Source organism: Xanthomonas sp. WHRI 7065, assembly GCF_040203115.2.
In the GTDB taxonomy this organism is placed as follows: domain Bacteria; phylum Pseudomonadota; class Gammaproteobacteria; order Xanthomonadales; family Xanthomonadaceae; genus Xanthomonas; species Xanthomonas arboricola.
In genome coordinates, this window is record NZ_CP168194.1 from 2,355,239 (window position 1) to 2,381,513 (window position 26,275).

20 protein-coding genes are annotated in these 26,275 nt (G+C 65.4%); 9 read left to right on the top strand and 11 right to left on the bottom strand.

The features are described 5' to 3' along the window. Nucleotides 1-223 precede the first annotated feature (223 nt). The 4 genes from flgA (at nucleotide 224) to ABQY64_RS10125 (ending at nucleotide 2,969) form a co-directional block, all read left to right on the top strand. Entirely contained in the window at nucleotides 224-868 is a 645-nt protein-coding gene (gene flgA, locus ABQY64_RS10110) for a flagellar basal body P-ring formation chaperone FlgA (RefSeq protein ID WP_039527362.1), read from the top strand. Between the two features lie 66 nt (nucleotides 869-934). Continuing rightward, on the top strand, nucleotides 935-1,246 hold the full coding sequence (flgM, locus tag ABQY64_RS10115; RefSeq protein ID WP_016901729.1) for a flagellar biosynthesis anti-sigma factor FlgM: 312 nt from the start codon (nucleotides 935-937) through the stop codon (nucleotides 1,244-1,246). 15 nt (nucleotides 1,247-1,261) lie between these two features. After that, a complete protein-coding gene (locus tag ABQY64_RS10120; protein ID WP_024939614.1) occupies nucleotides 1,262-1,594 on the top strand; it encodes a hypothetical protein in 333 nt (110 codons plus the stop codon). Between the two features lie 148 nt (nucleotides 1,595-1,742). Next, nucleotides 1,743-2,969 carry an ATP-binding protein gene (locus ABQY64_RS10125; protein WP_104600540.1) on the top strand — a complete coding sequence of 409 codons (1,227 nt, stop codon included), beginning with the start codon at nucleotides 1,743-1,745 and terminating at the stop codon, nucleotides 2,967-2,969. Between the two features lie 142 nt (nucleotides 2,970-3,111). Here the strand turns inward: ABQY64_RS10125 and ABQY64_RS10130 are convergent, their stop codons facing one another. Together ABQY64_RS10130 and ABQY64_RS10135 are read right to left on the bottom strand one after the other, a co-directional pair. After that, entirely contained in the window at nucleotides 3,112-4,833 is a 1,722-nt protein-coding gene (locus ABQY64_RS10130; protein WP_016901733.1) for an EAL domain-containing protein, read from the bottom strand. 3 nt (nucleotides 4,834-4,836) lie between these two features. Then, nucleotides 4,837-6,969, bottom strand: coding sequence for a PAS domain S-box protein (locus tag ABQY64_RS10135; protein WP_039521515.1), 2,133 nt, complete (start codon nucleotides 6,967-6,969; stop codon nucleotides 4,837-4,839). 120 nt (nucleotides 6,970-7,089) lie between these two features. Between ABQY64_RS10135 and ABQY64_RS10140 the strand changes: the two genes are divergently transcribed. Next, nucleotides 7,090-9,876 carry an EAL domain-containing protein gene (locus ABQY64_RS10140; RefSeq protein WP_180971231.1) on the top strand — a complete coding sequence of 929 codons (2,787 nt, stop codon included), beginning with the start codon at nucleotides 7,090-7,092 and terminating at the stop codon, nucleotides 9,874-9,876. A 917-nt stretch (nucleotides 9,877-10,793) separates the two neighbouring features. Here ABQY64_RS10140 and ABQY64_RS10145 read toward each other — a convergent pair. The 5 genes from ABQY64_RS10145 to ABQY64_RS10165 form a co-directional block, all read right to left on the bottom strand. Next, nucleotides 10,794-11,078: a hypothetical protein gene (locus ABQY64_RS10145; RefSeq protein ID WP_047125391.1), complete on the bottom strand. Its 285-nt coding sequence runs from the start codon at nucleotides 11,076-11,078 to the stop codon at nucleotides 10,794-10,796. 84 nt (nucleotides 11,079-11,162) lie between these two features. After that, complete coding sequence (locus ABQY64_RS10150) at nucleotides 11,163-12,440, bottom strand: methyl-accepting chemotaxis protein (RefSeq protein ID WP_172454375.1); 1,278 nt, start codon at nucleotides 12,438-12,440, stop codon at nucleotides 11,163-11,165. Between the two features lie 78 nt (nucleotides 12,441-12,518). Further along, nucleotides 12,519-13,133: a high frequency lysogenization protein HflD gene (hflD, locus tag ABQY64_RS10155; RefSeq protein WP_024940108.1), complete on the bottom strand. Its 615-nt coding sequence runs from the start codon at nucleotides 13,131-13,133 to the stop codon at nucleotides 12,519-12,521. Continuing rightward, entirely contained in the window at nucleotides 13,133-14,269 is a 1,137-nt protein-coding gene (gene mnmA / locus ABQY64_RS10160; RefSeq protein ID WP_349780474.1) for a tRNA 2-thiouridine(34) synthase MnmA, read from the bottom strand. The genes hflD and mnmA overlap by 1 nt, the downstream gene beginning before the upstream one ends. After that, the gene (locus ABQY64_RS10165; RefSeq protein WP_349780475.1) at nucleotides 14,266-14,724 is read right to left on the bottom strand and encodes an NUDIX hydrolase; all 459 of its coding nucleotides are present in this window, start codon (nucleotides 14,722-14,724) and stop codon (nucleotides 14,266-14,268) included. The genes mnmA and ABQY64_RS10165 overlap by 4 nt, the downstream gene beginning before the upstream one ends. Nucleotides 14,725-14,974: 250 nt before the next feature. Here ABQY64_RS10165 and clpS point away from each other — a divergent pair, with 250 nt between their 5' ends. Further along, entirely contained in the window at nucleotides 14,975-15,295 is a 321-nt protein-coding gene (gene clpS, locus ABQY64_RS10170; protein WP_016901748.1) for an ATP-dependent Clp protease adapter ClpS, read from the top strand. Between the two features lie 142 nt (nucleotides 15,296-15,437). Then, nucleotides 15,438-17,720 (top strand): ATP-dependent Clp protease ATP-binding subunit ClpA, encoded by a 2,283-nt coding sequence (gene clpA, locus ABQY64_RS10175; protein WP_349780476.1) that lies wholly within the window; start codon nucleotides 15,438-15,440, stop codon nucleotides 17,718-17,720. A gap of 300 nt (nucleotides 17,721-18,020) precedes the next feature. On the opposite strand, the gene infA is transcribed toward clpA, so the two are convergent. The 4 genes from infA to trxB all read right to left on the bottom strand — a co-directional run bounded on the left by infA (nucleotide 18,021) and on the right by trxB (nucleotide 21,462). Further along, entirely contained in the window at nucleotides 18,021-18,239 is a 219-nt protein-coding gene (infA, locus tag ABQY64_RS10180) for a translation initiation factor IF-1 (RefSeq protein ID WP_002813418.1), read from the bottom strand. A gap of 80 nt (nucleotides 18,240-18,319) precedes the next feature. Further along, on the bottom strand, nucleotides 18,320-19,069 hold the full coding sequence (gene aat, locus ABQY64_RS10185; protein ID WP_349780477.1) for a leucyl/phenylalanyl-tRNA--protein transferase: 750 nt from the start codon (nucleotides 19,067-19,069) through the stop codon (nucleotides 18,320-18,322). A 245-nt stretch (nucleotides 19,070-19,314) separates the two neighbouring features. Then, entirely contained in the window at nucleotides 19,315-20,433 is a 1,119-nt protein-coding gene (locus ABQY64_RS10190) for a GNAT family N-acetyltransferase (RefSeq protein WP_349780478.1), read from the bottom strand. 60 nt (nucleotides 20,434-20,493) lie between these two features. Next, nucleotides 20,494-21,462: a thioredoxin-disulfide reductase gene (gene trxB, locus ABQY64_RS10195; protein WP_016901755.1), complete on the bottom strand. Its 969-nt coding sequence runs from the start codon at nucleotides 21,460-21,462 to the stop codon at nucleotides 20,494-20,496. Between the two features lie 283 nt (nucleotides 21,463-21,745). Between trxB and ABQY64_RS10200 the strand changes: the two genes are divergently transcribed. Then, nucleotides 21,746-24,103: a DNA translocase FtsK gene (locus tag ABQY64_RS10200; protein ID WP_039521532.1), complete on the top strand. Its 2,358-nt coding sequence runs from the start codon at nucleotides 21,746-21,748 to the stop codon at nucleotides 24,101-24,103. 186 nt (nucleotides 24,104-24,289) lie between these two features. Continuing rightward, nucleotides 24,290-26,212: a DUF3857 and transglutaminase domain-containing protein gene (locus ABQY64_RS10205; RefSeq protein ID WP_349780479.1), complete on the top strand. Its 1,923-nt coding sequence runs from the start codon at nucleotides 24,290-24,292 to the stop codon at nucleotides 26,210-26,212. Nucleotides 26,213-26,275: the final 63 nt, after the last annotated feature.

The window sequence follows — 26,275 nt, forward strand, 5'->3', positions numbered from 1 at the left end:
CGAGCGCGTTGGTCAGGCCGTTGCTGCTTCTGCAGCCCTGAAGGCTTCGGAAATAGTTGGTCGGATAGATGCGCTGGCTCAAAGGGCCTTGGCACCGGCCAAATGAATCACCCGCCAAGCCGCTTTTACAAATCCCCAATCCCCAATCCCAACTCCCCAATCCCGGCAAAAAACAGGCACGCCTCTTGCATTGCCTGTTCCGTCTCCTTCCGGATCTGGTCCCATGCGCCTGCTCCTGCTTGTCATCTTGTTGGCTGCCGCTCCGGCCTGGGCCCAGAGCTATCAGTCTGTCGATTCCATCCGCGCTGCGGCGCTGGCCACCGTTGGCCCGGATGCCGAGGCCGAGGCCACGCTCGATCCGGGCTTGCGCATGCCGGCCTGTCCGATCGCGCTGCAGGCGCAGCCGACCGGCACCAATACGGTGGAAGTGGCTTGCCCGCAGCCGGCCGGCTGGCGCCTGTTCGTACCGCTGAAGGTGCGCCGCAATCAGGACGTATTGGTGTTGCGCCGCGGCATCAGCGCTGGAGAAGTCATTTCGCTGGCCGATATCAGTATCGAGAAGCGCGATGCCGCACGCATCGTCGGCGCGGTGCTGGCCGATCCGGTGGCGGCGGTGGGCAAGACCGCCCGGCGCATCCTGCCGGCCGGCTCGCTGCTGTCGGCCAACGATCTGGTCACGCAGCGGCTGGTCCGGCGCGGCGACACCGTGCCGCTGGTGTCGCGCAATGGCGGTCTGGAGGTGCGCATGAGCGGTCGCGCACTGTCCGATGCCGGCGAGAACGAGCGGGTTTCGGTGGAAAATTCCTCTTCGCGCCGGGTGGTGCAGGGGATCGTCGAAGCGAGCGGGACCGTTGTGGTGTCCAGATAGAAAATCGCTATAAAGTTTTTTTTTGGCATGCCGTTATCCCCTACGACCTGTAGAGGAGTTCCCGACATGAGCCAGAAAATCGAAGGCAATCTACCGACCGCTGCAACCCTTCGCACCGCGGCCACGAGCAGCAAGATCGCTTCGGCCGGTGAAGATCGCGCGTCCCCGATCGCCGCATTGCCGCCGACCGACAGCGTCAAGCTGACCGGTGAGGCGACCAACCTGCAGAACCTGCAGCGCACGCTGTCGCAGTCCTCGGCGATCGACACCGGTCGCGTCCAGGCAGTGAAGGATGCGTTGCAGAACGGCAGCTACTCCATCAACCCGGATGCCATCGCCAGCCGCATGATGGATCTGAATCAGCAACTGGCGGGCTAATCCCCGACCCAAAGGATGAACGTGAACGAGTTCCTGCAACGTCTCAGCGATGCGCTGGCCGGCGAACGCCAGGCATTACTCGAGAACGACATCGATGGGTTGATGCGCCATACGCAGGACAAGCTGTCGGCACTGCGCGCGCTGGAAGCGGCAATGCCCCAGGGCGAAGAAGAGCGGCTGCGCGAACTGGCCGAAGCCAATCGCGCCAACGGCGCGCTACTGGCACGCCGGCGCCGCGAAGTGAACTGGGCACTGCGTCATCTGGGCCGCACCGAGAGTGCGCCGTCCTACGACGCCAAGGGCCAATCGAGCGTGCTGCGCGGCGGTCGTTCGCTGGCAGTGGCCTGAAGCACCGTAGCGTGCCCGAGCGCACGCAGGCTGGACGAGGCAAGTGATGCAGCCTTGAGCTGCCCGGCGTGCAAGAGCGTGGCCCCGCGCAATACGAGGCCTGGGCGGTTCGGCGTATATTGAAGCGTCCTCTACGCCGCCCTGTCCCGTGACTGCCAAGTTTTTTCTCAATCAAACCCTATTACCGTCCTCGACCATGCTGCGCGCCTTTGGCGACCAGATGCTCGAAGGCGTGCTGCTGTTCCGCGCCGACGGGCAGCTGATCCTGGCCAACGCCATCGCCCGCCAGAGCCTGTGCAAGGAAGATCCTGCCGACGACCGCAATCTCGGCGAGCGGATCTCGCAGGTGCTGCCGTCGGATGCGTTGAATCAGGCGCGCAGCAAGGGCAGCTGGACCGGCAGCCTGCCGGTGGCCGATCGCGTGGTCATCGCACATCTGTACTACAACGAGGAGCAGGGGGTCGGGCACTTCCTGGCACTGTTCCACAACATCGAAGGCCAGCAGGATTACGAACGCGAGCTGCAGCAGCGCCATGCCGAACTTCGCCAGGCCTACCTGCGTTTGAACGGCGCGCAGGACAAGCTGCTGCAGTCGGAGAAGATGGCCTCCATCGGCCAGCTGGCCGCCGGCGTGGCGCACGAAATCAACAATCCGATCGGTTACGTGCACTCCAATCTCGGCAGCCTGCAGGAATACCTGCGCAGCCTGTTCACGCTGATTGAAGCCTATGAGCGCGCACTGCAGGCGCCGGATCCGAAGGCGCTGATTCCGGAGATCGACGAGATCCGCAACCGCGCCGACATCGACTTCATCAGCCGCGACCTGCCGCAGTTGATGGCCGAATCGCGCGAAGGTATCGAGCGGGTCACCCGCATCGTGCGCGACCTCAAGGACTTCTCGTATTCGGACCGCTCCGAGTCGTGGAAGATGGTCGACCTGCATGCCGGTCTCGAATCCACGATCAACATCATCTGGAACGAGCTCAAGTACAAGGTCACGCTGGAGCGCAATTACGCCGAGCTACCGTTGGTGGAATGCCTGCCGTCCGAGCTCAACCAGGTCTACATGAACATGCTGCTCAACGCCGGCCAGGCGATCGTCGAGCGTGGCACGATCACCGTCACCACCGGCCGCGACGAGACCGAGAATGTCTGGATCCAGTTCCAGGACAGCGGCGCCGGCATCGCCCCGGACCTGCTGCAACGCATCTTCGACCCGTTCTTCACCACCAAGCCGGTCGGCAGCGGCACCGGCCTGGGCCTGTCGATCTCCTACGGCATCATCAACAAGCACCACGGCCGCATCGACGTCGCAAGCGTCCCGGGGCAGGGCGCCAGTTTCCGGATCGTGCTACCGGTGCGGCAGCCGCGGTAGCGCTGGCGCGCTGGGAATCGGGAATAGGGAGTGGGGAATCGGTAGAGCGGCATGCGCTGGTGCTTTGGTTTTGAGGCACGAGTTGGCACGCGGAGAATCAAGCGGTACAGATCTGCTCTACCAATTCTCCATTCCCGATTCCCTATTCCCGGCCGTTACGCAGCTCATCATGCGTGCGAAATGCCTGACGAATGTGCTCGCGCAGCTCGTCGTCGTTCCAGGGCTTGGTCAGGAAGCGGTAGATCGCGCCGCGGTTGATCGCTTCGGTGACCGTGGCCAGGTCGGTGTAGCCGGACAGCACCAGGCGCACGGTATCGGGGTAGAGCATCTTGACCCGGCCCAGGAACTCGGTGCCGCTCATGTCGCTCATGCGCTGGTCCGACAGGATCACCTGCACGTCGTTGGTGGCGAGCAGGTCGAAGGCGTCGCGCACGTTGCCGGCGGCCAGGATGCGGTAGCCATCGCGGCGGAACAGGCGCACCAGCGAGCGCAGCACGTTTTCTTCGTCGTCCAGCAGCAGCAGCGTGCGGTCCGGGCGGCTTTCGGCGAACGATTCCGGGCGCAGGTAGCGGCGGCGTAACGCCATGCCGGCCGACTCGGCTGACATCGGTTCGCCGAACAGATAGCCCTGGAAAATATCGCAATCGTTGCGCCGCAAAAAGCCCAGTTGCGCCTGCGATTCCACGCCGTTGGCGATCACTGTCATGCCGAGCTGGTGGCCCATCGCGATGATCGCGCGCGCAATCGCCGCCTCACGGCTGCCGGCCGGCGCGCTCTTGATGAAGCTGCGATCGATCTTCAGCCGGTCCACCGGATAGCGTACCAGCGCGCTCAGGCTGGAATCGCCGGTACCGAAGTTGTCCAGGCTCAGGCTGATGCCTTCGTTGCGCAGGTTGGCCATCGTCTCGTGGACGAAGTTGACGTTGTTGGTCAACGCGCTTTCGTTGATCTCCAGCGTGACGAACTGCGCCGGCACGCCGGCGGTCTGCAGCATCGCCATCACTTCGTTGAAGAAACCCGGGCGCAACAGCTGCAGCGTGGAGACGTTGACCGCGATGCTGAAATCGTCAAAGCCCTGGTCGCGCCATAGCCGCGCCTGGCGCACCGCGTTCTGCAGCACCCATTCGCCGATCTGCACGATCACCCCCAGGCGCTCGGCGGTGCGCATGAAGCGCTCCGGCACCAGCATGCCCAGGGTGGGCGACTGCCAGCGCAGCAGCGCTTCCATGCCGACGATGCGGCCGTCGCGTGCGCTCACCAGCGGCTGGTAGCGCAGCCGCAGTTCGCCATGCGGGATCGCATCGACGATCTGCCGCGCAATGATGCTTTCGCTATGCGCATTGGTGGTCGAGTTGCGCGTGTACAGCCGCACCGTGTTGCCGCCTTCGCGTGCGGCCTGGTAGCTGGCTTCTTCGGCGTAGTCGAGCAGGATCGACAGCGAGGTCGAGTGTTCCGGGCACAGGCTGATGCCGACCTTGCCGGTCATGAACAAGGTGTACGGCAGCACCGACAGCGGCAGTTCCAGCTGCTGGCGGATCTCTTCGGCAAAATCCTCCGGCAGCGGGGTGTCTTCGCGACGCACCGCCACCACCACCATTTCATCGCTGCCATGACGCCACAACTTGCCGCGCGTGCCGAGAAAATCCTGCAGCCGGCGCGCCACCAGCGTCAACGCCTGATCGCCGACTTCGGCGCTCATGTTCTCGTTGATCGAGGCGAAGTGATCGATATCGATGTGGAACACCATCAATGGCGGCCCGCCGGATGCGGCAGCGTCCACCAGATGCAGCAGTTCGGGATTGCCCGCGCCCAGGCGGGTGGGTTTGACGATTTCCAGTCCGGGCGGGATTACGGGGCTCCACATGACTTAACGTCCACCATCGTCGTGGACGGGCTCGCCGACCGGGTGATAGGGCAGGCGCAACGTCACGCGCGTGCCTGCTCCGGGTGCTGATTCTATCGCGAGCGCACCGCCGACGGTTTGCGCACGCTCACGCATCACGATCAGCCCGAGCCCACGCGGGCCTTCCGGTTCGAAGCCATCGCCGTCATCGCTGACTTCCAGGCGGAAGCTTTCGCTGTCGATCGAGTACAGCCGCATGTGCACTTCGCCGGCGCAGGCGTGGCGCAGCGCGTTGGTCAGGCTTTCCTGCGCAATCCGGAAACACGCCTGCTCGATCTCGTTGCCCGGGCGCACGTCCAGTGCCTGGATATCCAGCTCCAGCCGCACCGGCGATGCGCGAAACAACATCGAGGCCTGCCAGCGCAGCGCCGCTTCCAGGCCCAGCGCATCCAACTGCGGCGGACGCAACAGCATCGACAGGTTACGCAGCTTGGTCACGGTGCTGTCGGCCAGCGACACCACTTCCAGCAGGTCTTCGCGGCGCGCGTCAGGATCGGGCTCGTCCAGCGCCGCATGCGCGGACAGCTTCATTGCCGTTATGGCCTGGCCGATGTCGTCGTGCAGATCGCGCGAGATCGCGCGGCGTTCGTCTTCCTGCAGCGAGAACAGGCGCTTGGCCATAGCCTGCAACTCGGCATTGCTCTCGGCCAGCGCATCGCGCATGCGTTCGGGTTCGCTCAGGTCGCGCACCACCAACAACTTGCAGCTGCGTCCGCCGTAGCGGATATCGCCGGCCGACAGGCCGGCATAGAAGGTGCTGCCATCGCGACGGCGCATCGCCCGTGCGCTGGACACCGGCTCATTGCGATCGCTGCCCGCGCGCAGGTACTCGCGCACCACCGGCAGATCGCTGTCGCCGACCAGCGTCTGCAGCGGCTCGCCCAGGATGGTTTCGCCCTGGAAACCGAACTGCACAGAACCGGCGGCATTGGCATACATCACGTGCTCGTCGGCCAGGATCAGCACGCCATCGGGCAGCACCCTGACCAGCTCGCGGAACTGCTCCTCGCGCTCGCGCAGCAAGCGGCGCGACTGCTCGCGCTCGCTGACGTCCTGCAGCGTGCCATGGATATGCCGGGCGCCGTTCGGGTTGGTGACGCTTTCGGCGCGCAGATGCACGGTGCGCGGCTGCGAATCGCCGCCGGTCAGCGGCAGCAACACGTCGATCTGCACTTCGCCACCGGTGCACATGTCCTCGATCATGCGTTCGATCCGCGCCTGGGTGGCGGTGTCCGAGGCGGTCAACAGTTCTTCCAGCCGATGCTCGCGCCGATGCATCGGCACGCTGCGGCCGAGCAGGCGGTACACCGCCGGCGAGTAGCGCCCCAATCCGGTCGCCCGATCCAGCTGCCATGAGCCGAGCCGCGCGATGCTCTGCGCCTCTTCCAGCCGCTGCAGCGCCTCGTCGCGCAGATGCTGCGCCTGGCGTTCCTCGCTGCGGTCCACGGTGACTACCAGGCGGGCAGGGCCGCTGGCCAGATGCAGCTGGTTGCTGCGGATCTCGACATGGCGCGGGCCGCTGCGGGTCAGCAGATCCTCGTGCAGGGTGCAGGTGGCGTCGCCCTTGGCGCGGATCTGGGCAATGATTTCCTCCAGGCGCGCGCCGTCGGCGTTGGGCCAGATCGCCTGCAGCGTCTGCTGCAGGAATTCGTCGCGCTCCCAGCCGAAGAATTCCAGCGCTGCCGGGTTGGCATCCAGGATGCGCAGCGTGGCCAGGTCGTAGATCAGCGCCGGGCTGGGCAGGGCCAGGAACTTGGCCTGCAGCACCGCCTCCGATTGCGCCAGTTGCGCGTGCTCTTCCACGATCAGCGCCACGAAACGGCGCAGCACCAGGTGGATCACCACGCTCGACACCAGCAGGAAGCTGGCGTCCGACCAGCGCTCCGGCATGGCGGCGCCGGCCAGGTGCAGCAACCGGTTGCCCAGCAGCAGCCAGATCACTCCGACCAGCAAATACAGCCCGGTCAGGGTCCACAGACCTTGTTGCAGGCGCTCGGCGAGGCGAAGACGGGACACGGGAGCGGACGAAAACGCGGGCGCGGCGACAGGATGAGGCATGGGTCCGCGGACGACCTTTGGTGCTGGCGATGCAACCATCTTAGCCGCAACTCGTCCCGGTTCGGTCGGGCCCGAAACACGCGCCTCAACTAATCCAGGAAACGGCCGTTATCCATTGCGACTCCGAAGGCCGGGGTCGATTCTTCGGAGTGTTCCAGAGTGGACTCAGGCGTCATTGCAAGCATGCTGCAGCACCCGCTGACCTCGGCGGTGGTGTTGTTGGATGCGCATGGCCAGCCTCTGGCGGCCAACCGCGTTGCGCAATCGCTGGGATTGCCGTCCACCCTTGGCGCCTATGCCGAAGTCCTGGAAAGCAGTCGCGTCCAGGTGGCCAATAGCGGCGGCATGGCCGCCTGCGTGCTGCCGGGTACCGGTGGCGGGCGTCTGGAAGGCTGGCTGCGCGCGGTCAGCGACGAACACGGCCAGGTCATGGCCTTCACCCTGAGCATTCCCGAGCCGATGGGCGCCGACGGTACCAGCCGCTGGGAAATGGGCCTGGACAGTGCCGATCACGGACTGTGGGACTGGGACATTCCAGCCGATGTGGTCTACCGCTCCGAGCGCTGGACCCGCATGCTCGGTTATTCCGAGCAGCCGCTGCCGAACAATCTCACCGCGTTGTCCGGGCTGATCCATCCCGACGACCATGCGCTGGTCAGTGCTGCCGTGCAGGCGCACCTGGACGGGCGCACCGATACCTATACAGCCGAATTCCGTCTGCGTCAGCACGACGGCCAGTGGCGCTGGATCCTGGATCGCGGCCGCGTGGTGTCGCGGACCGCCGACGGCCGCCCGCTGCGCATGGTCGGCACGCATACCGATGTGCACCACCACAAGTTGCTCGAGCAGCAGCTGCGCGAGCAGCAGGCCCAGCTCGAAGAGGCCCAGCGCATCGCCAGCATGGGCAGCTGGAGCTGGGACACGCTCAAGGACGCGCTGTGGGTGTCGCCGGATTTCCTGCAACAGCTCGGCGTGACCCAGCAGCGCCTGCAGGGCATTCGCGACATCCTGCGCCTGCTGGGCCGGCCGTCGGTTGCGCATTTGCGCAGCGCCTGGCGCAAGATCAAGCACGAAGGCCTGCCGGTGCATTTCGAGCTGGAAATCAATGGGCTTGGCGACGTCAATCCGCATCACCTGCGGGTCTGGGCGCAGCCGGTGTTCGATGGCAACGGCAGCATGGTGCGTTTGCTCGGCCAGTTGCAGAACGTCACCGAGCAGCGCCAGACCGATGCATTGATCCGCTGGCGTACCGAGCTGCTCAACCGCGTGTCTGCGCTGGGCAAGATCGGCGGCTGCGAGATCGAGGTCGACACCCGGCGCATGCAGTGGACCGAGGAGTGCTACCGCATCCACGGCCTGCGCAAGGAAAACATCACCCTGGAGCAGGCGCTGTCGCTATACACGCAGGACTCGCGCGACGCCTTCGAGGCGGCGCTGCTGCGTATCTCCGACGGCGGCCTGCCCGAACAGCTGGAGCTGTGTTTCTACCGCAACTCCGGCCAGCGGATCTGGGTACAGGTGCTGATCGAGCTGGACCGTCGCGAAGGCCTGCCGCCGCGTTTCGTCGCCTTGTTCCGCGACGTCACCCGCGAACGCGAAGCCAACGAGCGCATCGAGCTGCTGGCCCATTACGATCGCCTGACCGGTCTGCCGAACCGCTTCCTGCTGCGCGAGCAGGCAGAGAATGCGATCCGCGAAGCGCACGAGCGTGGCCAGGTGCTGGCGATGCTGCTGATCGATCTGGATGGCTTCAAGAGCATCAACGATTCCTTCGGTCACGCCACCGGCGACAATCTGCTCAAACTGGCCTCTGCGCGTCTGCACCAGCATCTGCGCAACAGCGACCTGTTCGGCCGCTTCAGCGACGACGAATTTATCGTGCTGCTGCGCGATCTCTCCGAACCGGAAGACGCCGGCCATGTTGCGCGCAAGCTGATCAGCGCGCTCGGCGAGCCGCTGCGCAAGGACCACGTCACCCTCAAGCTCGGTGCCAGCATCGGCATCGCGCTGCAAGGAGAAGGCCTGTCGGATTTCGACAGCCTGCTGCGCGCCGCCGATGCGGCGATGTATGCAGCCAAGGAATCGGGCCGCAACACCTTCCATTACTACAGCCAGGACGTGCTGATGCGCGCCCAGCGCCGCCTGGAGCTGGAACACGCGCTGCAAGGTGCGCTGGAACGCGAAGAATTCACCCTGGTCTATCAGCCGCTGGTCAACACGGTGGGTGAATCCTCGCCGGCGATCGAAGCGCTGATGCGCTGGAATCGCCCCGGCCATGGCCAGTGCAGCCCGGTCGAGTTCATTCCGATTGCCGAGGAGTGCGGCGAGATCGTGCGCCTGGGCGAATGGGTGATCGGCGAGGCCTGCCGCCAGGCCGTGGTCTGGGACCGCGCCGGGCTCAATTTCAGCCGCATCGCGGTCAACGTCTCTGCGGTGCAGTTGCGCGAGCGCGGCTTTGCAGAGCGCGTACTGGAAATCTGCCGCGACAACGGCTGGTCGCCATCGCGCCTGGAACTGGAATTGACCGAATCGGCCTTGATCCGCGATTCCGACTCGCTGCGCCGCTGCTTCGAGCTGTTCGAACAGAATGGTGTGCTGTTGGCGGTGGACGACTTCGGTACCGGCTTCTCCAACCTGCATTACCTCAACCGCTTCCCGGTGCAGCGTCTGAAGATCGACCGCAGCTTCGTGCAAGGCATGCTCGACGACGCCAACACCGCCGAAGTGACCCAGGCCATCGTGCATCTGGGCCATGCGCTAGGCATGCAGGTGGTCGCCGAAGGCGTGGAAACGGTGCAGGAAGACGCATTGCTGCGCCAGCAGGGCTGTGACGAAATCCAGGGCTACTTCTATTCGCGGCCGCTGTCGCCGCGCGACATGGCGCAGTGGTTGCGCGAAGCCGAAGCCGGCATGCGCCTAGGCGCGCGCCTGGTCATCGCCAGCTGACGCAAGCTGTCGCAATGCCAGGCGTCGCCCGCCCGGCTGTTGAAATGCGCCGGTCAAAAACTCAGTGAGTCGAGGGCGCGATGCCCTCGCTACTTGCGGGGCACGCCGTGAATCCATCCATGGAGGCTCCTTGGCGGCATCCATGCCGCCAAGGGTCTCGCAACCGGTAAGGACACCGCACCAGGAAGTTGCTCGGCTGCTTTCTCGAAAGCTTGTCCGTTGCTCGGCTTGGGCTAGGAGCATGGAAAGCCTGTGGGCTGCATTTTGAATGCTTTTCTGCTGCTCAATTTGCGACGGGGATCTGATCGTCTATACGGCGATCCATGCAATTCCCGTCACGCGTCGCTTGCACCACACGCACCGACTATCTCGACTGGTCCTTGTCCGCCCACCGTCGCGGGACCTTACGCGGCATGGATGCCGCGTAGGAGCCTACAAGGACGTACTTGCGGCGTGTCCTGCGATGGTGGGCGGGCAAGGGCCCCGCAGCCAACCTGCAAGGCCAGGCGCTCTACACCTGATCCATCACCCGCCGGACGACCGAAAAGGTACACGCCGCGATTCTGGGCAAAAGTAGCGTCGTGCCGGTGCAGTCCGCTCACCATCGCGGGACCTTGTGCGGCATGGATGTCGCTTAAGAGACTTCAGGAACGGGTTCAGGGCGTGACCAGCGACGGTAGGCAAGCAAGGACCCCGCAGCCAGGCCGCAGATCATCCGATCGAAGTGTTGCGTTATGTCGTGGAAGTACTCGAGCAGACGGGCAGGGGAGACCTCACCCTGGTGCTGCAATCGCACGGCATTGCCTGTTCGGCGCCACGCCGGGTGGCATGGCCTGATGCACAAGCGCCAAGGGTCGGGCAGTGGATACAGCCAGCGGGGCGCCTGCCGAGGCACGCCCCGCTGTCGCACAAAAACGTCAGCGTCCGGATACGTCGACAGCGGCGCCATCCAGGCCCAGGTCCCAGGCCACGGTCGCGAACAGCAGTTCTTCTTCGCTGCAGCTGCGGCGCGGGTTCTGCATTGCCTGCACTTCCGCACGCGCGGCACGCTCCAGCCGTTCCAGCGCGGCCGGCATGCGCACGCTGCGCAGCGCGGGCCGGGCAGCGTCGCTTTGCGCAATGCGCTGGGCGTGTGCAGCCGCCAGCGCGGCTGATTCCAGCACGGCCGTGGGTGCATCGGTGGGCGGGGCAAGGAGCGTCATCAGCGGAATACCAGATTGTTGCGGAACGACAAATCCCCGGAAGGCCGGGGAATGTCGGAAATCAGACAGTGCGTGGCATCGGTCTTAGAACAGCTCGACCGTACCGGCGCCCATGCCTTGCTGCGCCACCGGCTTGTGCGGCGGGCGCTCCCATTCCACACGCATGTCGCGCAGGCGGTTGGACACCTTGGCCAGCGCGGCGACCAGATCGCTGTCGTACACGCCGCCATTGCGATGCAGCAGTTCCTGCAGCGCCACCGCCTCACGGTTGATCGCGGTGAGGCGATCGAGGTGGGTATGGATACCGCTCAGCGTCTGCGTGGCGATGTCCTCGAACTGCAGGGCACGCACCGCTTCGGCCACGCTACCGTCGATGGAGCGCGCACATTCGGAGATTTCGCGCATGCCGTCGCCCAGTGAGGCGTTGATCTGCGCGACGTTCTCCAGCATCGCGGCCGATTCGTGGCGGGCTTCGCGGGAGCGATCCATGTGACGCGAGGCCAGCTGCGAGACCGTTTCACGCACCTTGGCGATCGATTCCTTGGAGCTGTGCGCCAGCTTGCGGATCTGTTCGTTGAAGGTGGTAGAACGCTCGGACAGGTTGCGCACCTCGTCGGCGACCACCGCGAAGCCGCGACCGGCTTCACCGGCACGGGCTGCTTCGATGGCGGCATTCAAGGCCAGCAGGTTGGTCTGGTCGGCGATCGACTTGACGTCTTCCAGCAGCGCGAAGATGCCATCCAGGTGCTGGGCCATCTCGTCGATGTGGTGCACGGTGTTGGTGCTTTGGCCGCTCACCTGTTCCAGCGCTTCCACCAGTTGCTCCATGCGGGAGCTGGCGTGCTGGGCGAAGCGGGCGACGTCGACACCGGCGCTGCCGTCGTCACCGGCACGGTCGACGATGCGGGCCAATGCCTGGCTTTGCTGGCGCGACTTGCGGTTCATCGCTTCGAAGCTGCCACCAAGACCGGACACGGCCTGGCGGATCAGTTCGCGGGCACGCTCGACTTCCGAGCGCGAACCGTCGACTTCGTTGCTGACGAACGTACGCAGTTCGTTGAGCAGTTGATCCTGCTCGCGCAGGATGCGGGTCTGGTCCGGATTACGCCGGAACTGGGAGTAGGTCACCCAGGCAGCGAAACCGAGCCAGCTGAGCGTCATGGTCGCCAGGATCGCCCAGCGCACCGAAGCGGGCCAGTCGAATCCGACAGCGAAGGGAAACAGCAAGGTCAGGGCCAAAGGGGCGGCCAGACGGATAAGTGGACGTGAATACATGGGCGTTCTCGGCAGAGTCACGGTTGCTGTATCGGCCGTACCCCCTTTGTCTTTAGCGACGATCGCCACATCGTCTCGCCCGTTCAAGCTTTGTTGACACGCGCCAGCGACCGCTAGCGCGTGTAGCACACCGGAATCGTCTAGCACACCGGAATCGTCAGTGCTTTAGCGCAGCGCGCGGTCCACCGCTTCGATCATTGCGCGCTTGGCAAACAGGAAATCCCACAGGCTGCCACCCATCTGCCGCCACAACACGGCCGAGCGGACCGCGGCCAGCAGCAGCGCGCGGATTTCCGCAACCACGCCGGCCTGGCCCAGGTAATGCGGATTGCCCTGCACCATGACCTTGGGGCGCAGGTGGCTGATGGTCTGCGCATACAGCCCGCCCAGCGAACTCAGCACGTCAGGATGGCCGCTGTCGCCCAGGCTGTGTGCCTGCCGCGCCGCTGCCTCGATGCCATTGGAGACCGTGGCCACGGTGGCGGTGTCGCGCACGAAGCGGCGCTCCAGCTGCAGCACTGCCAGCGCCAGCCGCGGCAGGACCTCGTCCTGGCCCTGGTTGTGGAAATAGTTGTGCAACAGCCGCAGGCCCGGCGCCAGGTCCGCTGGCGAGCCATACACGGCCTCCGGCGAGGACGCATCCACCCGGAACACGCTGTCCATGGCGGTACGCACCGTCGCAGCCTCCGAATGCCCGGTTTCGGCGATCCGCCGCACCTGTTGCAGGGCCTGGGCGACGCCGGCAAGCGCCAGCACGCGGTGATCCATGGAAGAACTCATCAAGCCACTACCTCAGGTGAAAAAGAAGATCCCGCCAGTTGGCGTTCCAGCGGCGCATCGGTGGCGGCAATGACTGCGCCACCCAGGCATTCCTCGCCGTCGTACAGCACCAGCGACTGCCCGGGCGTCACCGCCCGCTGCGGCCGCTCGAAACGCACCTGCACGCTGCCATCGTCCTGCACCTCCACCGTGCACGGCTCGTCGGGCTGCCGGTAACGTGTCTGTGCGGTGCAGCCGAAGCTGCGCGCCGGCGGCGCCCCGGTGACCCAATGGGCCTGCTCGGACTGCAGCCAGCGCGATTGCAGCAGCGGGCTGTCGCGGTCCTGGTCCACATACAGCACGTTGCTCGCCACATCCTTGCCGACCACGTACCACGGCGCGGCGGCACGCCCACGTACGCCACCGATGTTCAGGCCTTCGCGCTGACCCAGGGTGAAATAGAACACCCCCGGATGCTCGGCGATGCGCTGCCCCTGCGGGTCGCGGATCTCGCCGCTGCGCGCGGGCAGGTAACGGCCCAGAAACTCGCGGAAATCGCGCTCGCCGATGAAGCAGATGCCGGTGGAATCCTTCTTGGCATGGGTCGGCAGACCGGCGTCCTGGGCGACCCGGCGCAGCGTGCTTTTTTCCATATCGCCGATCGGAAACAGCGTCGCGGCCAGTTGCGTCTGTCCCAGCTGATGCAGGAAATAGCTCTGGTCCTTGCTGCGGTCGGCGCCGCGCAGCAGGCGCCAGCGCCCGCCGCTGTGCGCCACCCGCGCATAGTGGCCGGTGGCGATGCGCTCGGCGCCCAGCGCCTGGGCCGCATCCAGAAAATGCTTGAACTTGACCTCGCGGTTGCACAGCACGTCCGGGTTCGGCGTGCGCCCGGCCGCGTATTCGGCCAGGAAGTGCTCGAACACGCCGCTCCAGTATTCGCCGGAAAAATCGCGGAAGTGGAACGGGATGCCCAGCCCCCCGCACACCGCCACCGCATCGCGGCGGTCGTCCTCGGCGCGGCAATCGCCGCTGCCGTCGTCGGCCCAGTTCTGCATGAACAGCCCTGCGATCGACTCGCCCTGCTGGGCCAACCGCCAGGCCGCCACCGACGAATCCACACCGCCGGAGACACCGACAACGATCCGCGGCGTACTCATGCGACGTGCCGCACCAAGGCCAAGGGATGGCGCTGGCCGGCCAGATAGTCGGCCACCACCTCCCACACCAGCGGGCTGCGCAGGCGCTCGCTCGCGCTGCGCAATTCGTCCGGCGTCATCCACAACGCGCGCACCACGCCGGTATCCAGGCTGCGCTCGGGATGGTGGGTCACGGCCTCGGCCACAAACGCAAACCGCAGGAAGCATTGGCCAATCGGCGCGACCCACTGATAGGTGCCGATGAAGTGGGTCAGGCGGACATCCCAGCCGGTCTCTTCCAGCGTCTCGCGCACCGCCGCATCGAGCAGGCTCTCGTCCGGTTCCAGGTGCCCGGCAGGCTGGTTCAACAACAGCTTGCCGCCGATGGTCTCTTCGACCTGCAGGAAGCGCCCGTCGCGCACCACCACGGTTGCCACGGTGACATCCGGATGCCAGCGTTGGTCGGAAGCGCTCATCGCCGCAGGTCCTGCATCATCGGGGCCGCGCTCGCGCTACCGGCGAACCGTACAGTTTGAAGCCGGGTCAAGCGGCGCTGCGACCCGGCAAGGTGCACGGAGCTGGACAAGTCGGCAGTGAACGACGGCGCCAGCAACCGCGCGGTCAGGGAATCGGTCATCAAGGGCCAGCCATGGAATCGGAGACAAATTGTGCGGGGCGCGGCGTAAATCGTCCAATGCGTGCGGCGATGAACCGTATAATGCCCGGATGCCTCGTAAGACCTCACACGAACACGATCACGGCCTCACCGTCGAAGCCAGCAAGCCTGAAGTGGCGCCACCGCCGCGTTATCAGGTGCTTTTGCTGAACGACGACTACACCCCGATGGACTTCGTGGTGACGGTGCTGCAGCAGTTTTTCAACCTCGATCTGGAACGGGCCACGCAGGTCATGCTGCATGTCCATACCCGTGGACGCGGCGTCTGCGGGGTCTACAGCCGCGAAGTCGCCGAGTCCAAGGTGGCGCAGGTCAACGAATTCTCGCGCATGAACCAGCACCCGCTGCTGTGCACGATGGAACAGACCTGAGGCGTCAATCCGATCATTCCAGCAGCGCAACACTGTGGCTGCAATCACATGCTAACGCCGTCTGAACATGCCTATCCGATAGGGTTGTGGTAAATCCCAACAAAAGCCGCATATTGTTGGCAACAGCCGTTCGGAGTTACCAATGTTCAGCAAAGACCTAGAGCAAACCATCGGCCAGTGCTACAAGCGAGCACGCGAGGCGCGTCATGAGTTCATGACCGTCGAGCACCTGCTGCTCTCGCTGCTGGACAACCCGTCTGCCCAGGCCGTCCTCAAGGCCTGCGGCGCCGACCAGGTGCGTTTGCACAACGATCTGGAGCAGGCGATCGAGGCCTCGGTCTCGCGCCTGGCCGAAGACGATGGCCGCGACACCCAGCCCACCCTGGGCTTCCAGCGTGTGCTGCAGCGTGCGGTCTATCACGTGCAATCCTCGGGCAAGAAGGAAGTCACCGGCGCCAACGTGCTGGTCGCGATCTTCGGCGAGAAGGATTCGCACGCGGTGTACTTCCTGAACCAGCAGGACATCACCCGTCTGGATATCGTCAATTATCTCTCGCATGGCATTGCCAAGCTGGGCGAAGACGGCGAGCAGCCGTCTGCCTCCGATGGCGAGCCCAAGAGCGAGGGCGGGGAGGGCGAGGCCAAGGGCGATGCGCTGGCCGAGTTCGCCACCAATCTCAACGAGCAGGCCCGTAACGGCAAGATCGACCCGTTGGTCGGCCGTGGCGATGAAATCGAGCGCACCATCCAGGTGCTGTGCCGCCGCCGCAAGAACAACCCGCTGTACGTGGGCGAGGCCGGCGTGGGCAAGACCGCGATTGCCGAAGGTCTGGCCAAGCGCATCGTCGACAACGACGTGCCGGAGGTACTGGCCGATGCAGTGATCTTCTCGCTGGACCTGGGCGCGCTGGTGGCCGGCACCAAGTACCGTGGCGACTTCGAAAAGCGCCTCAAGGGCGTGCTGGCGGCGCTGAAGAAGGTGCCCAACGCGGTGCTGTTCATCGACGAGATCCACACCATCATCGGTGCGGGTTCTGCGTCGGGCGGCACCATGGATGCGTCCAATCTGATCAAGCCGGCGCTGTCGTCTGGCGAGCTGCGCTGCATCGGCTCGACCACGTTCCAGGAATACCGCGGCATCTTCGAAAAGGACCGTGCGCTGGCACGCCGCTTCCAGAAGATCGACATCGTCGAGCCGACCGTGGGCGAGACCTTCGAGATCCTGCAGGGCCTCAAGCCCAAGTACGAAGCGCACCACGGCGTGACCTATGCCGATGACGCACTGCAGGCGGCCGTGGACCTGTCGGTCAAGCACATCGGCGACCGCCTGCTGCCGGACAAGGCGATCGATGTGATCGACGAGGCCGGTGCGCGTCAGCGTCTGCTGCCGGAAGGCAAGCGCAAGGAGCTGATCGACATCGAGGAGATCGAGACCATCGTCGCCAAGATGGCGCGGATTCCGGCCAAGCAGGTCAGCGCGACCGACAAGGACGTGCTGCAGCATCTGGAGCGCAATCTGAAGATGGTGATCTTCGGCCAGAACCCGGCAATCGAGACGCTGGCCGGTTCGATCAAGCTCGCGCGTTCGGGCCTGGCCAATCCGGAAAAGCCGATCGGCAACTTCCTGTTCGCCGGCCCCACCGGCGTCGGCAAGACCGAGGTCACCAAGCAGCTTGCGCTGCAGCTGGGGATCGAGCTGGTGCGCTTCGATATGTCCGAGTACATGGAAGCGCATTCGATCAGCCGCCTGATCGGTGCGCCTCCGGGCTATGTCGGCTTCGATCAGGGTGGTTTGCTGACCGAGAAGGTCGTCAAGACACCGCACTGCGTGCTGCTGCTGGACGAGGTGGAGAAGGCGCATCCGGATATCTTCAACATCCTGTTGCAGGTCATGGATCGCGGCATCCTCACCGACACCAACGGGCGCGAGGCGAACTTCAAGAACGTGATCCTGGTGATGACGACCAATGCCGGTGCCACCCAGGCCTCGCGGCGGTCGATCGGCTTCACCAAGCAGGATCACTCCACCGATGCGATGGAGTCGATCCGTCGCGGCTTCACGCCCGAGTTCCGCAACCGCCTGGATGCGATCGTGCAGTTCCAGCCGCTGGGCTTCGACCATATCCTGCGGGTGGTGGACAAGTTCATCATCGAGCTGGAAATGCTGTTGCAGGAAAAGCACGTCTCGCTGTCGGCCACCCCGACTGCGCGCGACTGGCTGGCCCAGCACGGCTTCGATCCGCTGATGGGTGCGCGTCCGATGTCGCGCGTGATCCAGGAGAAGATCAAGCGTCCGTTGGCCGACGAACTGTTGTTCGGCAAGCTGATGGAAGGCGGCCGGGTCAATATCGACGTCAAGGATGGCGAACTGGTGGTGGAAGCGCACCCGGAACCGGAGCGTCTGCTACCGGCAACGGTCGACTGATCGCCTTGCGGTCCTGAAACGAAAAAACCGCTCGAAAGAGCGGTTTTTTTATGCTCTCAGAACGTGTGGCCCGAGTGGAGGGGGCGTAGAAGCCGAGCGGCGGTCGCGGCTCGCGAGGAACAACGACAGCGCGCTTCCGGAGCTTGGGCGGGGTAGCGATCGAGGCGCAAGCGCCGGAGGCAAGGTGCAAGTGAAGGGCAGAAGCAAGCCGACACCGCCGGATCACCGCTACCAGATCCGCAAATCTCGGGCACGACAAAAAGCGGCCATTGGCCGCCTCGCGTCTCACACCAGAACCGCTTACTTCATGCGGTAGGTAATACGACCCTTGGTCAGGTCGTAGGGAGTCATCTCAACTTTGACCCGGTCGCCGGTCAGGATGCGGATGTAGTTCTTGCGCATGCGGCCGGAGATATGGGCGATGATTTCATGCCCGTTTTCCAGCTTGACCCGGAACGTGGTGTTGGGGAGCGTCTCGCTGACGCTGCCTTCGAATTCAATGGAGTCGTCTTTCGACATGTAATCCTGTGCAATCACGGCTGGCCCGGGAGGGCCGTAAGGGACAGCATTTTACGCGCCATCTCCCCGCGGTGCAAATTTTATGTTAAGCGGACTTCAGCGAGCGCGCTGGCAGGCCGCTCGCCGTAGCGCTCGGACCAACTGCCGGGTGCCGCCGCCCGGTCGACCTGCAGCCGCACCTGCTGCAGGAATTCTGCACGTGGCAGGCGTTGCGCGCCCAGGCGCATCAGGTGCGGATTCTCCACCTGCGCATCGAGCAATGGCCACCCGCGGGAGTGCAGATGCGCGGCCAGCGCCGCCAGTGCCACCTTGGAGCCGCCGCTGTCGGCACTGAACATGCTCTCGCCGAAGAACATCTGGCCGATCGCCACGCCGTAGATGCCGCCCACCAGGCACGTGCCATCGAACACCTCCAGCGAATGCGCATGGCCCAATCGATGCAGTTCGATGTAGGCCTGCTGCATCGGCGTGGTGATCCAGGTGCCATCCTGGCCGGCACGCGGAATCGACGCGCAGGCATCGATCACCTGCGCGAAGGCGGTATCGGCGCGCACGATCCAGTGGCTGCTGCGCAGCTGGCGACGGAAGCGCGAGGACAGGCGCACGCCATCGGTACGAAACACCGTGCGCGGGTCCGGGCTCCACCACAGGATCGGCTGGCCTTCCGAGAACCAGGGAAACACGCCACTGGCATAGGCGTTGAGCAGGCGCTGCGGCGACAGGTCGCCACCGATGGCGAGCAGGCCGTCCGGCTCGCGCAACGCGGACTCGGCCGGCGGAAACGGGGCGGCCGGATCGGCCGCCAGCAGGTAGGGAAGGGCGCGGGACATGCGTGCAGTGTAGAGCGTGTCGTACAGGTGCTCCCAGGGTGTTGACCATCGCCGGCACGCGACGAACCGCGTGTGTGGTCGACATGCTTTGCGGCATGCGTCCGCAAGCACCGCGATGCTGGGCGCGTAGTTCGAACTCGCCAGACGAGTGTTCTCTGGGTGGATTTGGCCGCCTTGCTCCGACGTCCCCAAGACGCCCGGCCGGCGATCAGCGGCGGCTACGCCCTACGTCGCAGCCGCCAGGCTCAGTCGCGAAACGGGCTGTGCTCGGACAGCTCGCGTGCATGCCGGGCCACCGCCTGGCGCTCGTCGGCGCACCATTGCGCCAGCGGCTCGCGGAAGCCGGGATCGGCGATCCAGTGACGGCTGCGGACCAGCGTCGGCAGAAAGCCGCGCGCGATCTTGTGCTCGCCTTGCGCGCCGGGCTCGAAGCGGGCCAGGCCCTCGCGCAGGCAGTATTCGATGCCCTGGTAGTAGCAGGTTTCAAAATGCAGCCCCGGAAGGGCTTCGCCGCCCCAGTAACGCCCGTACAACGTGTCGCGCCCGCGCAGGCAGAGCGCGCCGGCGATCGGTTGCCCATCCAGCTCGGCCAGAAACATCACCAGCTCACGGGGCAGGTGGCGGGCCAGGTGATGCAGGAACTCCGGCGTCAGCGCAGGCGAGTTGCCGTATTCATTGAAGGTCTTGAGATAGAAGCCATACATCGCCTCCAGGTCGGCGTCGCTGGCTTCATCGCCATGCACCACGCGCAACTGCACGCCGGCCCGCTGCACCTTGGCGCGCTCCTGGCGGATGTTCTTGCGCCGCTTGTGATCCATCGCCGCCAGGAAGCTTTCGAAATCGCTCCAGCCGCTGGCGTTGTGCCAGTGGTACTGCAGATCGTTGCGCTCCAGCCAGTCGGCGTCGAACGCGGCATCTTCGTCGGCCGGGTGGAAGTTGACGTGCGCCGACGACAGCCCGCTGCGCTCCACCAGCGTGCGCATCGCCGCGAGCAACTGCGGGCGCCAGCGCGGTGCGCCCAGCAGGCGAGGGCCGGTCACTGGCGAGTAGGGCACCCCGCACAGCCACTTGGGGAAGTACTCCTGCCCGTAGCGCGCGTAGGCGTGCGCCCAGGCGTGGTCGAACACGAACTCGCCATGCGAGTTGTTCTTCAGGTATCCCGGCGCGGCGGCGACCAGCGTGTCGCCATCCCATAGCGTCAGGTGCAGCGGGTTCCAGCCCCAGTCCGGGCGCAGGCAGCCCTCCTGCTCCAGGCCTTCCAGGAACGCGTAAGAAATGAATGGGTGCGCGCCGTCGTGCAGCGCGTCCCAGGCACCGGCCGGAAGCTCGTCCAGCCGGCGGCACCAGCGGGCGGTGACGCTCATGCGCACGGCCCGCTGGTATCGGCGCTGCCCGCGCGGCGCGGCCGGCGGTCAGCAGCCACCTCAGGCGCTCTTGTCGAGGTAGCGCTCGGCATCCAGCGCGGCCATGCAGCCGAAGCCGGCCGAGGTGATCGCCTGACGGTAGTGCTGGTCGGCGACGTCGCCGGCCGCGAACACGCCGGCCACCGAAGTCTCGGTCGCCGCGCCGTTGAGGCCGGAGCGGATTTCCAGGTAGCCATTGTTCATCGCCAGCTGGCCGTCGAACAGTTGCGTGTTGGGGTGATGGCCGATGGCAACGAAGAAGCCGTGCGCGACGATCTCGCGGGTGCTGCCGTCGAGGGTGGACTTGACCCGCACGCCGGTGACGCCGGCATCGTTGCCCAGCACTTCATCGATGGCGTGGTGCCAGACGGTTTCGATCTTGCCGGCGGCGACCTTGGCGAACAGCTTGTCCTGCATGATCTTTTCGGCGCGCAGCGTGTCGCGGCGGTGCACCAGGTAGACCTTGCGGGCGATGTTGGACAGGTACAGCGCTTCTTCGACCGCGGTATTGCCGCCGCCGACCACCACCACGTCCTGGTCCTTGTAGAAGAACCCATCGCAGGTGGCGCAGGCGGACACGCCGCGGCCCTTGAAGGCTTCCTCGCTGGGGATGCCCAGGTACTTGGCGGTGGCGCCGGTGGAGATGATCAGTGCGTCGCAGGTGTATTCGGCACCGTCGCCGGTCAGCCGGAACGGGCGCTGCGACAGGTCGGCGGTGTGGATGTGGTCGAAGATCACCTCGGTCTCGAAGCGCTCGGCATGCGCCTGCATGCGGCTCATCAGGTCCGGGCCCATCAGGCCGTGGGGGTCGCCCGGCCAGTTGTCGACTTCGGTGGTGGTCATCAGCTGGCCGCCTTGCTGCAGGCCGGTGATCACCACCGGCTTGAGGTTGGCGCGGGCGGCGTAGACCGCGGCGGTCCAGCCGGCCGGGCCGGAGCCCAGGATCAACAGGCGGGAATGCTTGGCGGGACTGGCAGAAGAGGCGCTCATGTATACTCGCGATCTAGGAATTGGCAGGGCAGGCGAGTGAATTCGCGCCCCTGTGGCGGCATAGAGTGGCGGTCCCCACCCGGTGAATCAAGGCGGCGCGATGGAACTGCTTGAACCGCAGATGGCATGGTCCACCCAGTACGCGTAATCGACGCCGCCCCGTGCGGCGTTTTTTGTTGACCATCGCATGCCCGGGCAGGCGATGCTCATGCAACAGCTGAAACCGTGGCCTCAGTCGTTTATTATCAACCACTAACAGCATTTTTCTAAGGTCTGGCTACAGGTGGCAAAGCAGGTTCCCGAACGCAGCAAGCCCGCTGAGGGCAAGACGTCCTCGCGCAAGACAGCGGTGGCGGACAATCCGCGTCGGCAAAAGCTCTGGCGCGATCTGGCATTGATCGCGGTGGCGCCGCTGCTGCTGTATCTGCTGGCCAGCCTGTTCACCTATTCGAGCGCCGATCCAGGCTGGTCGCAGACCGGCAGCGTGGTGGCGCCGGTGCACAACATGGGCGGCCGCGTCGGCGCCTGGACGGCCGACGTGCTGCTGCAGCTGTTCGGTTATGTGGCCTTCCTGCTGCCGGTGGTGCTGGGCGCGGTGGCCTGGATCGCCTTGTTCGGCATGGACAAGGAAGGGCAGGCCGAGGCCGATCTGGGGCCGGCATTGCGGCTGGTCGGCATGGTGGGTTTCCTGATCGCCTCGACCGGCTTCCTGCATCTGCGCCTGTTCAACGGCGACGTGGCCGCCGCCGGCGGGATCCTGGGGCGATTGGTCAGCAATTCGCTGAGCGCCGGGTTCGGGGCCTTGGGCGCCAACCTGTTCGTGCTGGTGCTGCTGCTGGTGTCGATCACCCTCGCCACTGGCCTGTCGTGGTTCGCGGTGATGGAGCGCATCGGCACCTGGGTGCTGGCGCTGGGGCCACTGATGCAGCGCAAGACCCATCAGGCCACCGAGTGGCAGCAGACCCGCGTGATGCGCGAAGAGCGCGAGGAAGTGCGCAAGGTCGATGCGGTCAAGCAGGCCAAGCGCGAGCCGGTCAAGATCGAGCCGCCGCCGGCACCGGTGGTGGAGAAGAGCGAGCGCGCCAAGCGCGATACCCAGATCCCGATGTTCCAGGGCGTGAGCACCGACGGCTCCGACCTGCCGCCGCTGGCCCTGCTGGACGACCCCAAGCCGCAGGCCAAGGGGTATTCGGAAGAGACGCTGGAGACGCTGTCGCGGCAGATCGAGTTCAAGCTCAAGGATTTCCGCATCGAGGCGCAGGTGGTGGGGGCCTATCCGGGCCCGGTGATCACCCGCTTCGAGATCGAGCCGGCGCCCGGCATCAAGGTCAGCCAGATCAGCTCGCTGGACAAGGACATCGCGCGCGGGCTGTCGGTCAAGTCGGTGCGCGTGGTCGACGTGATCCCGGGCAAGTCGGTGGTCGGCCTGGAGATCCCCAACGTCACCCGCGAGATGATCTTCCTGTCCGAGCTGCTGCGCTCCAAGGAATATGACAAGTCGGCCAGCCCGCTGACGCTGGCCCTGGGCAAGGACATTGCCGGGCGCCCGACGGTGGCCGACCTGGCGCGCATGCCGCACTTGTTGGTGGCCGGTACCACTGGCTCGGGCAAGTCGGTGGCGGTCAATGCGATGGTGCTGAGCCTGCTGTTCAAGGCCTCGCACAAGGAACTGCGCATGCTGATGATCGACCCGAAGATGCTCGAACTGAGCGTCTATCAGGGCATCCCGCATCTGCTGGCGCCGGTGGTCACCGACATGAAGGAGGCCGCCAACGGCCTGCGTTGGTGCGTGGCCGAGATGGAGCGCCGCTACAAGCTGATGAGCGCGGTGGGCGTGCGCAACCTGGCCGGCTTCAACAAGAAGATCAAGGACGCCATCGACGCCGGCCAGCCGATGATGGACCCGCTGTTCAAGCCCAACCCTGAGCTGGGCGAGGCACCGCGGCCGCTGGAGACGCTGCCGTTCATCGTGATCTTCATCGACGAATTCGCCGACATGATGATGATCGTCGGCAAGAAGGTCGAAGAGCTGATCGCGCGCCTGGCGCAGAAGGCGCGTGCGGCCGGTATCCATCTGATCCTGGCCACGCAGCGGCCGTCGGTGGACGTGATCACCGGCCTGATCAAGGCCAATATCCCGACCCGCGTGGCGTTCCAGGTCAGCTCCAAGATCGACTCGCGCACCATCCTGGATCAGTCCGGCGCCGAAGCGCTGCTGGGCAATGGTGACATGCTGTATCTGCCGCCGGGCACCGCGCTGCCGGACCGCGTGCATGGCGCCTTCGTCAGCGACGAGGAAGTGCATCGGGTGGTCGAGCACCTCAAGGCCAGCGGGCCGGTGTCTTATGTCGAAGGCGTGCTGGACGAAGTGCAGACCATGGGCGATGGCACCGTGGTCGGCGCGACCGGCTTGCCGGAAAGCAGCGGCGGTGGCGGCGACGAGTCCGACCCCCTGTACGACGAGGCCTTGCGCATCGTCACCGAAACCCGGCGTGCCTCGATCTCCGGCGTGCAGCGGCGCTTGAAGATCGGCTACAACCGCGCCGCACGCCTGATCGAAGCGATGGAAGCGGCCGGTGTGGTCAGCCAGCCCGAGCACAATGGCGACCGCACCGTGCTGGCACCGCCGCCGCCCAAGTAATCGGCGGCCAGCAACGCGGGGCGTATCGGCTTGACGGTGGCGCCGCGTTCCGGGCTTGTTCGGATTGCGTATGCGTATGCGTAGACGCGTAGATGCGGCAATGTTGGAGGCCGGTGCCTGACGCTGCGGCGCGCACCCGCTACCCTGTTGCACGAGGGCCGCTCCGGCCCGCCGCGATCAAGACCCATGCTGCGTCGTTCCGTGTTGCTGTTGCTGCTGCTGATCTCAGTGCCGTTGCTGGCCCAGGCCGAGCAACAGGTCGCGCCTGCCGCCGCCGCGCGCACGCAGGCCGACACCAACTATAGCTTCGTGCGCTATCGCGCCGACTACGAAGTGCGTGCCGACGCCAGCAGCGTGGAAACCGACGAGTACGAGATCCTGCTCAAGACCAAGTCGGCGGTGGAGCAGTTCAGCCAGGTGCGGCTGAGCTACAGCGAGAAGATGGAAACCCTGGAGGTGCTGCAGGCCTACACCGTCACCGCCGAAGGGCTGCGCCAGGACGTGGCGTCCGACAAGATCTACACCCAGGAAAGCTATTCCAGCGCGGCGGCGGCGATGTATGCCGATCGCAAGGTCAAGGTGGTGGTGTTCCCGAATCTGGCGCCGGGCGCGCGCATCGTCTATCGCGTGCGGCGTGCGCAGAACACCCCGTACTTCCCCGGTTATTTCAGCCTGTGGGAGACCTTCAGCGTGTTCGCGCAATACGACGATGCGGTGGTCACGCTGGTGGCGCCGAAGGCATTGCCGATGCATTTGTCGGTGCGCGGCTTGCAGGGCGGGACCAAGCCGGTGGTGCGTGGCGATCAGGCGCGCTGGGAGTGGCGCTATCAGCGCACCACGCCGATGAAGAACCAGAACTGGAGCGCGGCGACCTGGGAGTTCAGCCCCACCTTGATGGCCAGCACCTTCGACAGCTGGGCGCAGATGGGCCTGGCCTATCACGTCAAGGGCGGCCGCGCCGCTGCGGTGACGCCGGCGATCCAGTCGCTGGCCGACGAGGTGACCCGCGGCATCGACGCGCCGCGGGCGCAGGCCGCTGCGCTGTACGCGTGGGTGGCGCGCAATATCCGCTATGTGGCGGTGTACCTGGGCAATGGCGGACTGGAGCCCAACAGCGCCGACAGCATCCTGGCCAACCACTATGGCGACTGCAAGGATCACACCGTGATCCTGGAAGCCTTGCTGGCGGCCAAGGGCATCGCCAGCACACCGGTGCTGATCGGCGCCGAAGGCGGGCCGACGCTGCCGCCGATCCCGGTGCTCGGCCGCTTCAACCACGCCATCACCTATATCCCGGCGTTCGATCTGTATGTGGATTCGACCAACCCCTATGCGCGCTTCGGCCAGTTGCCGGCCGGCGACCTCGGGGCGCCGGTGGTGCATACGCTGGACGGCAAGGTCACGCATACCCCGCCCAACGACCGCAAGGTCAACCGCTACGTCGCGCGTACCGAGTACCGCTTTACCCCGCAGGGCGGGCTGCACGGCCTGACCACGCTCGACAGCGGACAGACCGGCGAGGTGGGGCTGCGTGCGATGTTCGTGCAGCTCAATGCGCAGAACCGCAATCGCATCGAGGAGTCGATCATTGCGCAGTCCGGCTTCGATGGCACCGGCGATCTGTTGGTCCAGGGCGACCCGCTGGATCTGGATGCGCCGTTCAACTATCGCTACACGTTCCAGGCCGAGGATGCGGTGGATTTTTCGGTGGTCGGCGGCATGACCTTGCCCGACATGCCCGGTGCCGAATCCACCCGTGGCATCTATACGACCACCTCGGCCGACGACAACCTGACCCCGTTCTACTGCAACGACAGCGTGCGCGAAGAGACCTATGTGGTGAGCTTCCCGGCGACGGTGCCGATCATCGCGATTCCGCGCAGCAGCCGCTTTCGCAATGCCGCTGGCGAGTACGCGGTCGAGTGGACGCACCAGGGCCAGACGGTGACGGCGGTGCATCGCCTGCAGCGCGCGGCGGTACGTGGGCCGCAGGCGCTGTGTCAGCCGCAGGATTACCGCGCGTTTCGCGAGCTCTACCAGCAGGTGCGGCGCGGCTTTCGCGGGCAGATCGTGTACGGCGATCTGTCCAGGGTGCAGACGGCGCAGTGAGATGAATCGACTGGCGGCGGCCGCGATCTGAACGCCTTGTGCGATAGCGCTCGCCCATTCATC